The sequence below is a fragment of the Archangium lipolyticum genome, assembly GCF_024623785.1.
Taxonomy (GTDB): Bacteria; Myxococcota; Myxococcia; order Myxococcales; family Myxococcaceae; genus Archangium; species Archangium lipolyticum.
In genome coordinates this window covers 1-12619 of the sequence record NZ_JANKBZ010000027.1, presented here as the reverse complement: position 1 = coordinate 12619, position 12619 = coordinate 1, and the positions used below count along the sequence as shown (strand labels likewise).

Below are 12619 nucleotides of genomic sequence, written 5' to 3'. Positions count from 1 at the left end.
TGTCGTCAGTTCGGAAGATAGACCTGACGGATGTGCTTCTTGAAATCCTCCACGCTCATGGACTCCAGCCGGGTGGCGCCATCCTCCAGCTTGCGCGGCGGATCCGAGTAGGTGGTGCCGTTGGCGTCACTCGTGGGGCCCCACGGGTTGCGGAAGTAGACGCGGCCGTTCTCGACCTTCTCGAAGACGACGGCATGGCCGCCGTTGCCCCAGCTCAGGTCCATCAGCGTGCGCTGGTTGTTGCGCGCGGTCAGCGTGTCGACGATGTCCTGCTTGTCGTCCTGGAAGTTGAAGCTCCCCTTGTACTGATTGAAGTCGCGGCCGAAGAGCGCCTCCAGGGCGCGCTCCTCCTGGTCCGCGTACAGGCCGCCGTAGTCCTTCTTGTTGTCGATGAGGCCGAGGATCTTGTCGTTGCCGGTGTTGCGGTCGGTGGCGTTGTCGTACTCGTGCTCGCCGTTGGCATACTCCATCATCGACGCCTGGAAGAGGCGCTCGGTGTCGCTGCGGGCGGTGGCCGTATCACGGGGCACGCTTCCCGGATCGCGGCTGATGGTGGCGCCGCCGCGCAGCTGCGCCTGGCCGGAGGGCGAGGTTAGGCCCTGCATGATGCGCACGTACTCGGCGGGGTTGCTCTGGTTGAGCATGTACTGCATCGACGTGACGGTGCAGGTGCCCTTGCTGCTCTGGTTGATCTCCCCAGGGCGTCCGGCCTCCTGCATCACGGAAGCCAGCAGGTCCTTGCGGCTGATGCCGTTCTTGCTGAACTCGTCGGAGAGCGTGCCTGTGGCCATCGAATGGAGGCTGCTGAGCAGCGTGTGACCATCCTTGTCCGTGTCCAGCAGCGCGCTCTTGCCGTTGACCTGACGGTTGGTCAGGTCCACCAGGCGCTCGCGCCCGTCGAGGCTGGTGTTGTTGAAGACCTCCAGCGTCTTGGCCTGGTCCGCGGTGGAGAGGCCACGGAAGCTGGGGCTGTTCACCAGCGAGGTCAGGTGCTTGTTGGAGGTGGCGGAAGTGGGCGGGCCGGCCAGGAAGGACTGGAGCACCTCGGCCTGGCTCTCCGGCTTGAGCGCCTTGAAGCCGTCCGAGTCCGTCAGCGCACGCAGGTTGTTCTGGGCCGCGGGGGTCTGCTTGCCCTGGGCGATCTCCTCCACCTTGGCCTTGTCCGCTGGGGGCAGCTTGTCCAGGGCGGCCTGGGGGACGGTGGGAGGCGGGGGGGGCTTGGCCGCCGAGGGGCCCGCGGCGCTGGCGGACGCGGAGGCGCTGGTGGTGTTCCGCGCGGTGGAAGTGGAGGCCGCGGTGGTGGTGCTCGCGTCGAAGCCGTCACGCACCGTGTTGTTCGCCGTGGACGCCTTCGTGGTGTTCGTCTGTTGCGGCTTGGACTCTTCCCGCACCGGCTCCTGCTTTGGAGTGGAGACGTGCGTCGTACTGCCCGAACCGATCTTCATGGGCTCCCCCTTTGGAATTCGCGAAGAAAAACCTTCCACCCATTGTCGCAGAAACGCCCCCCGCGGTTGCAAGGTGGGCTGAAAAGCGGACGCACACTGTGAGACCTTGACGTCGTCATCCGCGCGCGCGGAGGAACATGAGTGAATACCCCCGCTGGGTGCAACACGACCCCGCGGCGCCGCAACCCCCCTTGCGGCGTCCAGACACCTCGAACCACATCATGGGAGAACTGCGTGCGTAGAAAGCTGATGACCCTGCTGTGCCTCTCGGTCCTGACGGCCTGCGGGCCCGAGACCCCCTCCCCCGTCGAGCCCACGCCGGAAGCAGCCCCCCAGGCGCCGGAGACGCGCACCACCACCCTGGCGACGACGCTGCCGAAGCTGCGCGTGAGCAGCAACGGCCGCTTCCTCGAGACGGTGAACGGCGCCCCGTTCTTCTACATGGGTGACACCGCCTGGCAGCTCGTCACCTACGTCAACCGCACCGACACGCTGAAGTACCTCGACAGCCGCGCGACCCTCGGCTTCAACGTCGTGCAGACGGTCGTCGTGGCGTCCATGCACGGCATGGGTCCCAACATGCATGGGGACGCGCCGTTCCAGAACAGCAACTTCGCCACCCCCCTCGTCACCACGGGCAGCGACCCGGCCAACAGCACCCAGTACGACTTCTGGGACCACCTCGACTTCATCGTCAACGAGGCCGAGGCACGCGGCATCTACATCGCGCTGCTGCCCGCGTGGGGCCAGTACGTGAAGGCCGGCGGTCTCAACACGTCCAATGCCCAGACCTACGGCCGGTTCCTCGGCGCCCGGTATGCGAGCAAGCCCATCATCTGGGTGCTCGGCGGCGACTTCCCCGCCACCGGGTACGAGGCCGTCTACCACGAGCTGGCCAAGGGCATCGCCATCGGCGTGTCCGGCACCGAGGACTACAGCAAGGTCCTGATGACCTACCACCCCGCGGGCCGGCAGAAGTCCTCCACGTGGTTCCACACCGCCCCGTGGCTGGACTTCAACATGCAGCAGAACGGCCACTGCGACTACACGACCATGTACGTGGACATCGGCCAGGACTACGCCCGCACCAACCCGGTGAAGCCCACCCTGGACGGCGAGCCCGCGTACGAGCAGATCTCCCTCTGCCTCAACAACTCCCTGCCCCACGTCTCCGACTACCACGTCCGGCGGTACGCCTGGCTGAGCGTGTTCGCCGGTGCGTTCGGCCATACCTACGGGCACAACTCGGTGTGGCAGATGTACGCCCCGGGCCGCACGCCGCAGTTCAACGCGGTGACCTACTGGTACGACGCCCTCAACCACCCGGGCGCGACGCAGATGCGGTACCTCCGCCGCCTCATCGAGTCGCGGCCGTTCCTGTCGCGCATCCCCGACCAGGGCGTGCTCGCCCATGACGGCGGCGACTGGTCGGTCCGCGTCCAGGCCACGCGCGACGCCAACGGCACCTATGCCTTCGTCTACAGCTCGGGCGGGCAGCCCTTCACGGTGAACATGAGCCGCATCACCGGCGGCACGGTGCGCGCCACCTGGTACAACCCGCGCACCGGCGGCACGCAGGTCCTTGGCAACTTCCCGAACACGGGCACCCGGCAGTTCACGCCGAGCAGCAGCGGCTCGGGCAATGACTGGGTGCTGCTCCTGGACGACGCCACGAAGAACTACCCGCTGCCGGACGGCGGCACGACGCCCCCGCCCGCCGAGGCGTATACGACGCAGGCCGCCTCGGCCACGCCCAGCACCGTGGCTCCGGGGCAGGCGGTCAACGTGTCCGTGTCCATCCGCGCCGCCGCCGCGGTGTCCGGCCGCCACGTGAAGCTCACGGTGCGCAACGCCGCGAATTCCTCCGTGTACGACCTCAACTTCGTGAACCAGTCCTTCGGGCAGGGGGAGACGCGGGCGTATCAGCTCACCACGCCCACGACCCTGGCCACCGGCACGTACTGCGTGACATCGGGCGTCGCGAGCGCCGACTGGGTCACCTGGCACTACTGGGACGGCTGCGCGACCTCGTTCACGGTGTCCACCGAGCCCACGCCGACCGTGGGCTTCACGCTGGTGTCCGCGACGACGTCGCCCGCGACGGTGAGCCGCGGCGGCACGGTGCGGCTGTCCAGCACCTTCCAGGCGAGCGCGGCCGTCAGCGGCGTGAACGTGAAGGTCGACGTGCGCAACGGCACGGGCGCGACCACCGTCGTCGACAACCCGACCGGGAACCAGAGCTTCTCGCAGGGGCAGAGCCGGACGTACTCGCTCGACTACACCGTCCCCTCGACGCTGAGCCCGGGCACCTACTGCCTGGCGACCGGCGTGGCCACGGGAAGCTGGAGCAGCTGGTACGTGTGGAATAGCTGCGCGGCGAAGTTCACGGTCCAGTAACAGCGAAGCGGATGTGCATCAGGGGGCCGCCTGTCCCTTCCGGGGTGGGCGGCCCGCGATGGACAAGTCCAGGGACCTCCTGGAGTCTCCATCCCATGCGAACATCCATCCTCTTGCTCCTCGGCCTCCTGGCCCTGGCGCCCCGAGCCGAGTCAGCGACCGTGCTCGAACGCGGCTTCACCGACAACGTCTTCGTCCCCCCCGGCCTGAGCCAACTCTCGGGCATGGCCTGGGCCACGGATGGCTCCAACCGGCTCTACGTGACGCGCAAGCCGGGAGAGATCCATCTGGTGAAGGACGGCGTGCTCCAGCCCACGCCCTTCGCGACGGTGAGCCCCATCCAGACGCATGACGCCTGCGAGTGCGGCCTGGTCGGCATCGCCATCGATCCGGCCTTCGCCAGCAACCGGTACCTCTACGTCTTCGTCACCGTCTCCAAGAGCGAGCAGCAGATCATCCGGTACACCGACGTCGACGGGAGCGGCACTGACAAGACCGTCATTCTCGGAGGGTTGCCCACCCGGGGCGCCAATCATAATGGCGGAGGTCTCGCGTTCGGTCCCGATGGAACGCTCTATTTCGGCGTCGGCGATACGGGGCTCGGCCTGGGAGTCGACGACGACCTGATGACTCTCGGCTCCAAGATCGGGCGGGTCAACCGCGACGGCACCGCCCCCAAGGACAATCCGTTCTTCGACGGCCCTGAACCCAACAACGACTACATCTGGGCACGAGGCTTCCGCAATCCCTTTGGTCTCACCTTCGAGCCCGGCACCGGAAGGTTGTGGGTCAACGTCGCTGGAGACGGCTACGAGCAGGTCTTCATCCCGCGGGCCGGTGATCACGCGGGCTGGAACAACTACGAGAACTACCAGCCCGAGGGATTCCTCACTCCCGCCATCAACTACAACACCCATGGCCATGACACCCGCCAGCTCACCCCATGGGGCGCGGAGCGCCGGAGCAACGTCGTCACCTTCACGACCTCGCAGCCCCACGGCTTCCACCCGGGAGAGAAGATCTCCGTGTCCGGCGTAGGCGACAGGGCATTCCACGGAGACTTCTACATCGCCTCCGTCACCCGCTCCACGTCGTTCACCGTCGTCCAGAAGGGTCCGGATGTCAGGAGTGACAATGGCTCGGTCTCCTCCCATTACCTGGGAGGCTCCATCACGGGTGGAGCCTTCTACACGGGCACCGCATTCCCGCCGGCGTACCGCGGCAACTTCTTCTTCGCGGACTTCGTGTCCGGACAGATCATCCGCGCGACGATCGGAGCGGACAGTACCGTGACCCGCGTGGAGCCCTTCGCCACCGATGTCCCGGAAGCGGTGGCCGTGGCCTCGGGGCCCGATGGGGCGCTCTACTACGCGGAGTTCTCCAGCGGCACCATCCACCGGGTGACCTGGTCGACCCCGCCCCTGCGTCTAGGTCTCTCCAGGACGCGACTCTCCGTTGACGAGGGGCGGACCACGTCCTTCTCCGTCCACCTGGAAGATGCGCCCACCGAGCCCGTCACCCTCATGACCACCCTCTCGGAGGGCAAGGACCTGGGCCTGTCCATCGTCGAGGGAGGGTGGCTGACATTCACGCCGGCCAACTACGCTACGCCCCAGACCATCACCCTGCGAGCGGACTCGGATGAGAATGCGCGACACGAAACCGTCACGGTGGTCGTCGCGGGCGTCGGCGTGGAGCCTCGGTGGGTGGACGTCCAGGTCCTCGATGACGACGGAGTCGACCTGGACCTCGAGACCACGGCCATGGTCATGTCCGAAAACTCACGGGCCGTGCTGTACGTGTCGCTCGCCAGCGCGCCCCCGGAAGACGTCGTGGTCAAGGCCACCCGTTGGGAGGGAGAGGGTTTCGACATCCTCGCTGAAGGCACCTTGACGTTCACACCGGCCGACTACGCCGTGAAGCAGCCCCTGTTCATCCAGGGCATTCCCTCTCCGGATACGAGGGATACCACCGGGGTGCTCCTGCTCCAGGGAACCGGAGTGCGCCCCCAGAGGGTCACGCTCACGCTCCTGAACAGCAATACAGCCCCTCCCCTCATCGTGTCCGAGCCCGTGACGACCGCCGTCGTCGGAATACCCTATCGCCATGAGGTGAAGACACTCGGCAGTCCTCCGCCGACCTACTCCCTGAGCGAGGAGATCTCCGGAATGAGCATCGACTCGGAGACCGGGGTCATCTCCTGGACTCCGAGCGCCCCCGGCACCTATGAGATCCCCGTGGTCGCCACCAACGCTCTGGGCAATGCCACCCAGAGATTCACTCTCACCGTGACCGTGGCTCCAGACCCCGTCGATGCCGGCACCGCGGATGGCGGTACCGGACCGGACGCGGGCACCGGACCGGATGCGGGCATCGGACCGGACGCGGGCTCGGACTCGGGAAGACCAGACGGAGGGTGCGGGTGCACCTCGGGCCTTCAGGCCGGCAATGTCCTGCTGTGGGCGATGCTGCTGGGAGCACACCTCACCATGAGACGGCGCCGGTAGGGAGCCCACAGCGGGCAGCGTGAGGGAAACGGGCTAATGGAGGGGGCCGCTGGAAACGGAGTCATCACAGTGGTCCCCCTCACACCTGCCCGAGCACGTCACCTGGCCGGGATAGGACATCAAGATGACGCAGGTGGTTCCCCCCGAGCACGAGACGAGCTCGGTGCAGACGTTCGCCTCATCCAGGCAGCGCACCTGGTTCACGCCCTCCAGGGTGAGCGAGAGACAGCTCTTGTTGTCGGGACAGGCGGGAAGGCCCACGCCGCATTCAGGCGCATCGGTCAACGACCTGCCCGTTCGCAACGCCAGACGGCCCTGACGGCCCGCTCCGTCCTCTCCGGAACCACAGGCACTCACCAGACCCAACGCCAACAGACACACGACCATTCTCGACACGTTCATGCCTCCCTCTCCTTCGTGCACGCGAGGGACAGCAAGGCGTGGGCCATACCGGGCCTCGTCTGATTTCGAGCCGTTGGACGGCGGATGAGGCGGTCACGCTCTCAAAAAGTTGAGGGTGCACGGCCTGGAGCACCCAACGATTCGAGGCTTCACCACGAGACAGGAGCTGGAGGGCACGCCCCAGGCCAGATGCAGCGGGGACCCGGGGCCTTCGCCTATTGAGTAGCCCCTGCCTCCTCGAGCAGCCGCACGCTGCCGGTGAGGCGCTTGTCCCTCGCCCTCTTCAGCGGCGTGACACCTTCCGGGTCGCGTGCATGGGGATTGGCGCCCGCCCGGAGCAGCTGTTCGAGCACCGCCGGGTGCTCGAGGGCGTAATCCACCGGCCGCCATCCGAAGTCATTGGCCTGGTTGGGATCGGCGCCAGCCTCGAGCAGCGCGACGACACAGGCGAGGTGCCCACTACGCGCCGCCACCGTCAGTGGAGTGTTGCCATGCTGGTCCGACTGGCGTGCCTGGGCGCCGCGAGCCAGGAGCGCCTTCACCACGGCGCAGTGCCCGATCATCGCGGGACGTAGCAGCACGGGCGTATGAGGCCAGGCGAGGAGATTGGGATTGGCACCGTGGGCGAGCAGCAACTCGACGGCCTCGACCTTCCCCTCATCAGCGGCCAGACCCAGCGCCGTCCGCAACAACCCCTCGGGATCCTTCGTCCCCACCAGGGCACCCGCTTCCAACAGGGCCCGAATCACTTCCACCTCGCCCAGGCGCGCCGCCACATGCAGCGCGGGAGTTGACCCGGTGTGAGCCGCGGGCCGTACCCCCTCTCGCAGCAGCGAGCGCACACGGACGACATCCTTCTCCGCCACCGCCGCCAACAACTCGTCATCGCGCACGGCGGCCCGCGCTTCGGCCCGGCGGGCTGCGACCGCTTCCTTGTATTGAAGTGTCCACTCCCGTTGTTCCTGCTTCACCTGGGCGAGCAGCGCCCGATGACGCTCGGGGGTAAAGGGCAGGCGCAGCTCGGGCACGGTCATGAACCAGCGCCGGCTGCGGTTGAAGCCTCCAGCCACGAGGAAGCGCGCTCCCACCTCGGGTCCCCGCTGGCTCGTGGCCTTCCAGCGCGCGATTCGTTCCTCTTCCCCCACCTCGCACATCAGGTGCAGGTGTTCGCTCCATACAGCCTGGACGACGCCGGGGGTGATGTCCCCCGTGAGCACCTCCTCCACCTGGAGGAGCACCGAGGAGGGCACGGCGTTCGTCGCGCCCTCGTCATGCACCGCCACGACCCTCGCCACCACCAGCTCGCATTCGCCCACCGCTGGGAAGGTCTCGTTCCTCTCCTTCCTGATGATGTTCAGGAAGCCACCCGGGTCGCAGTGCGCGGCATCCGAGTGCCGCGCATCCGCGTCCAAGCGAGGCGCCGGCAGTGTGCCAATGGGACCGCCAGGAAGCTGTGCGTGCGCCAGCCCGCCCGAGCCCAGCAGCACGAGCCCGAGTACCTGACACAAGGAGGACGACCTCGGGAATGCGCGCATGGCGCCATTATCGCCAGGGAGGATTGCCAGAGGGAACAGTCTTGGGTGGCCCTGTCAGCTTCCCTTGCACCTGCAGCCTGCCCAGGCCGCCCTCCCATCAGGAATCCGGCAGGGGGTCCGGCGAAGGTGAGTTGGTAGGGGCCCTGTCCCAGTCTGCCTGGGGCAGGCCTCCCCGGATCTTTGCGTACAAAGTAATCGGGGAATCACCCTCAAGACTTCCCAGGCAGGACCAGTAGAACACAAAAGCCTGCCCTTATGGTCGGCTGGCCGGTGTGCGAACCAAGCACGAGATTCCGCTACGAACTGGACGGCAACCCCACCACTCCTACGTGTGGACGGTGCCTGAAACGGGATCCTACAGCTTCAGCACCAGCGGCTCGAACTTCGACACCGTCCTCCAGATCCGCCACCTCAGCAACACTTCGTCGGTCATGGGCTGCAACGACGATTACGGAAGCAACCTCTATTCGAAGATCACCCTCACGGGCCTCGTCAAGGGCGTGAAGTTGTTGATCATCATCGAGGGCTACGCTGGCGAATACGGCAATTACGCCCGTTTGAACATCGTCAAGAATTAGGCCCTCGCGCACGGTGAAGCGCCAGCGGCCCAGCGCGTCACCTCATACCTCAACCAGAGCATGTCGCCCTCGCGTCTCGCCTTGAAGACCAACTCGATGTGACGAGCGGGGCCGCTGCCCTCCTTCGCATCCCAGGAAGGAGCCGTTGAGCCAGACGTCCTCCGCTCCACGTCTTCTTTCCATCGCGGCGCCTTCCTCGCACCAAGGTGCGCGCCTTCCTGGACTTCGTCGTCGCATCCGCGACCGACCCGGTCCGGTGAGCGCACCCGAGGCGTGAGCGGCGTGGCGCGAATCTTGCGAACAATGTCTTTTCAGCCACTGGTCGAATCCGCTCCAACTCGTAGCGTGGGGCCAACTGAAAGGACACTCATGCACGACACACCTCTGCACGTGATGGATTCCGTCGGCCCCGCCATCGGAGCCGTCATCTTCGTACTGCTCATGTCGCTGGTGCGAGAGCCCGCTCGCCAGCGCATCAACGCCTTCCTCGCCGCTGGCGCGACGGGCGTCTATCTGAGCGGCGGGTTCGGCCCCTGGGAGCTGCTCTTCCCCGTGCTCGCCCTTCCGGTGGCCTATCTCGGGCTGCGCTCGTACCGCTTCATCGGGATCGCCTGGCTCCTGCATTCCTGCTGGGATGTGGCGCACCACCTGTGGGGCAATCCGATCTGGCCCTTCATGCCGACGTCGTCGTACGGCTGCCTCATCTTCGACGCGCTCATCGCCAGCTGGTTCCTGGCGGGGGCTCCCTCCCTCCTTGCGCTGACACGCGGAGTCCCAGATCCTGCGCGATGAAGAGACGCTCGCATTCTTGAAGGATCGAGGCAGTCGTGCGGGCTACGTTGTAGGTGTAGAGAGCCCGAGCTTTGGTGCTCACCTTTTCGGGCCGTAGTAGAACGTGAGCCCCTCGTTTGGAGCTGGGAGGCCCTGGCTCCTGCACCAGGCCGGGAAGTCTCCACTTCTCCCTTCGGAAGACCATCTCCGCCACGCACGCACGAGTGACTCGGCCTGCTCGATCTCCGCGAGCAGCTCACCGTTCTCTGCCTTCTTGCCATCGAGAAGCTCCCGGGCCTCTCTCAGGAGCTCGAGATCCTCGGCCGGGTTCCCGAGGTAGGCGGACTCATCGAGATGATGCGTGGCGTGCTCGACGTATCCCAGGAGGCGATCGGCCAACGCACGTCGGAGTCGCCCATCTCCCGGGAAGCGTTGGATGCCCTCCCGGAGGAGCCGGTCCGGAGACTCGTCCGCGACGGCCAGGTCTTCCCGATGATGCTGAACCAGCCAGAGGTACGCCTCGGGGCAGGCTTTGCTCTCGTCCTGGAGCCCTTCCTTCAGCGTGGGAAAGAGGACCCGCTGCCTGAGCGAATGCGGAGCCAGCATATCCATGATGACACGGGGGCGAAGGGCTTCCGTGTAGAGCCACCACGCGAACTCCCAACGTCTGGACCACTCCTGGCCCGCCAGGTCTTCCGCGAAGGCGGGCATCATCGCGAGCGCCTTCTTCCGCAGCCCCAGCGATTGGAGACGCGCAAACTCGGCGTACATCGGCCAACGTCCCACGGCACTGGATGCAGCATGCCCGAGCGCTTCGAAGGTCTCTTGTCTCCAGTAGGTCATGCGCGTGCATCCTCCGCGCTGGCGTGACGGCAGCGCGCCAGGTCCCCTGACACGGAAAGCGCGGCCTCCCGGACACCTCGCCGACCAGACAGGGGGACATCCTGCTGGGCTCCGTCTACCACACGCGGCTCGGGCAGTACCCGCTGCTGTGGTTCATCAAGGAGCCGCGCGTCCACGAGCCACTGCGCGAGTTCCAGACCCAGCTCAAGCGCATCAGCACCACCGCCCAGGAGCGCAACAAGGGCCGCTACGCGCCCTATCCCTACCTGGCTCCCACGAAGATCCCCTTCTTCGCACCAACCTGTGTGACTCCACTCCACCGCCTCAACTGCAAGCCGCATGAATTGCGGCTCTCGTCGGGCCTGAAAATGGCGAAAGTCGAATCTGACACCTCACGTGCCGCGAGACTTCATGTCAGAACAAGGTGTTGACAGCGCGGAACAGCGCCTCGAACCGGGCGAGCGTGTCAGGATCAACGCTCTCAGGAGGGTCGCTCACGAACTTAGAGGCAACGGCATAGTGGTTGAATCCGCCACTTGGACGAAGAGGTGTGCCTGCACCGGCGAGGTAGCTCTCAATGCGATGAAGAATGCGGTCTCCGGGCGGCAAGTCCGTCTCGGTGACCTTCTTACCGCCGAGTTGCTTCTCGAAGGTCCTGCTGAAGTAGTCCAGATAGAGACCAGGCGACAGCAGATCCTCGGTATCCGAGGGCCGCCCGCTCTTGCCCAAGCTTGTGAGGTCTCGGAACTGAGATGCGTCGAGGACAGCCTTCGGTGAGATCAACTTCTGCTTCACGAGGTCTTCAAGCTTCTGCTCCGGTCGGCCTTTGTAATCATGAAGAATAGCCAACTTGAGCCCACTGGCACCGAGAAGCGCGATGAAGGTCACCACCTTGTCGAGTCCACCTGCCGGAACGATGGTAATTTCCTCGCGGAGGCCAACTCGACCCATGGTCTCCAAAATCGATGACAGTGCCTTGAGATACAGGAGGTCAGAAGGCCCTTCGACGAGCAGGTTTCGCTCCGAGATGAACAAGTTCTGGGCCAGGGTCCATCCGAGCGCTGCCTGAAGCGGGAAAATTGTTCGAGGATCAGAGCTGCTCACAGTATCTGAGACGACCGTGCCGACCTTCACGCGATCCTCGACCACCCGAACCTGATGAAGACGGTCGGTGTGTACCATGAAGGGCGAGTGCGTAGTGTAGAGGACTTGGTGCTTGGTCGATAGGTCGTCGATGTACCGAAGGAAGTCAGCCTGAGCGAGCGCGTGGAGGTTGAGTCCTGGCTCATCGAGCAGCAGGATCAAGTCACGTCCTCGTAGCTCGCGATTCCCCTCAAGCTGATGCTGCACGCTGTCGAACCATACTAAAAAGCTGAAGAACCACGTGAAGCCCCGGCTTCGCTGCCGGAAGGGCGTACTGACGCCCCGGTGGCGTCGGTTCTTGATCCGGAGATACAGGTTTGGCCCATTGTTGAAGGGGGCCACATCACTAGGGTCCGTCTTGATGTCTACCTCGACTTCAAGGTCCTCGTTCTGCTTCCAGAACTCAAGAATTTGATCGGTAAGCTGAATCGACACCGACTCAAGTCGGGCCTTGAGCGGCTCGTACCCACTTGGTCTCGTGAAATCCTCCACGGAGATGTCCGCCATCCGGAGTAGGGCCAACACGCCACGGTGCTGAGACTCAAAAACCTTCGGTGCATTCCGCGCAGGCTGGTCGGGGTTCTGTGCCTTCCAGGTCTGGGCTTGGGTAACCCGATTGGCGAGATCCGTGAGGTTTATCTTGCTCGGGAGCAGCTCGTACTCCCCGAAGAACGCAAACTTCGGCATGTGAGGCTTAAGCCACTCCCAGACTTCCCATCCGACGATGGAGTCCCACTTGGTCTTGTCAATCCGTTGCTGGATCCTGGCAAGCCAGGACTTGTCCTTCTCAGTGAGCCCAAGCGCTGCAATGGCCCCTGGGATATCGCGGATCCTGGTAACAGACGCCAACGCAGCCTTCACATCTGAGCTAAGAGGCTGTTGAACTGGGCGGCCTTATCGCTCCAGGCATGCCGATGAGGACGTCTAATTCTTCGTAGATGCGATGGGGCGCAAATCCAAGACACACGTCCCCCCTATGCGTTCGCGCCTACCAAGCA

The 12619-nt window shown here is 65.1% G+C and carries 9 protein-coding genes; 4 read left to right on the top strand and 5 right to left on the bottom strand.

Going from position 1 to position 12619, the window contains the following annotated elements:
• Positions 1-5 precede the first annotated feature (5 nt).
• Positions 6-1445 (bottom strand): hypothetical protein, encoded by a 1440-nt coding sequence (locus NR810_RS38600; RefSeq protein WP_257459955.1) that lies wholly within the window; start codon positions 1443-1445, stop codon positions 6-8.
• A gap of 234 nt (positions 1446-1679) precedes the next feature.
• Here NR810_RS38600 and NR810_RS38595 point away from each other — a divergent pair, with 234 nt between their 5' ends.
• On the top strand, positions 1680-3842 hold the full coding sequence (locus NR810_RS38595; RefSeq protein WP_257459954.1) for an apiosidase-like domain-containing protein: 2163 nt from the start codon (positions 1680-1682) through the stop codon (positions 3840-3842).
• 95 nt (positions 3843-3937) lie between these two features.
• Positions 3938-6349: a PQQ-dependent sugar dehydrogenase gene (locus tag NR810_RS38590; protein ID WP_257459953.1), complete on the top strand. Its 2412-nt coding sequence runs from the start codon at positions 3938-3940 to the stop codon at positions 6347-6349.
• 33 nt (positions 6350-6382) lie between these two features.
• Here NR810_RS38590 and NR810_RS38585 read toward each other — a convergent pair whose 3' ends face one another.
• Entirely contained in the window at positions 6383-6751 is a 369-nt protein-coding gene (locus NR810_RS38585) for a hypothetical protein (protein WP_257459952.1), read from the bottom strand.
• Between the two features lie 215 nt (positions 6752-6966).
• Positions 6967-8259, bottom strand: a complete 1293-nt coding sequence (locus NR810_RS38580) for an ankyrin repeat domain-containing protein (RefSeq protein WP_257459951.1) — start codon at positions 8257-8259, stop codon at positions 6967-6969.
• 365 nt (positions 8260-8624) lie between these two features.
• On the opposite strand from NR810_RS38580, the gene NR810_RS38575 reads away from it, so the two are divergent.
• Entirely contained in the window at positions 8625-8864 is a 240-nt protein-coding gene (locus tag NR810_RS38575) for a hypothetical protein (protein WP_257459950.1), read from the top strand.
• 369 nt (positions 8865-9233) lie between these two features.
• Complete coding sequence (locus tag NR810_RS38570; RefSeq protein WP_257459949.1) at positions 9234-9656, top strand: DUF6010 family protein; 423 nt, start codon at positions 9234-9236, stop codon at positions 9654-9656.
• Between the two features lie 78 nt (positions 9657-9734).
• On the opposite strand, the gene NR810_RS38565 is transcribed toward NR810_RS38570, so the two are convergent.
• A complete protein-coding gene (locus NR810_RS38565; protein ID WP_257459948.1) occupies positions 9735-10478 on the bottom strand; it encodes a hypothetical protein in 744 nt (247 codons plus the stop codon).
• A gap of 414 nt (positions 10479-10892) precedes the next feature.
• Complete coding sequence (locus tag NR810_RS38560) at positions 10893-12482, bottom strand: ATP-dependent nuclease (RefSeq protein WP_257459947.1); 1590 nt, start codon at positions 12480-12482, stop codon at positions 10893-10895.
• Positions 12483-12619: the final 137 nt, after the last annotated feature.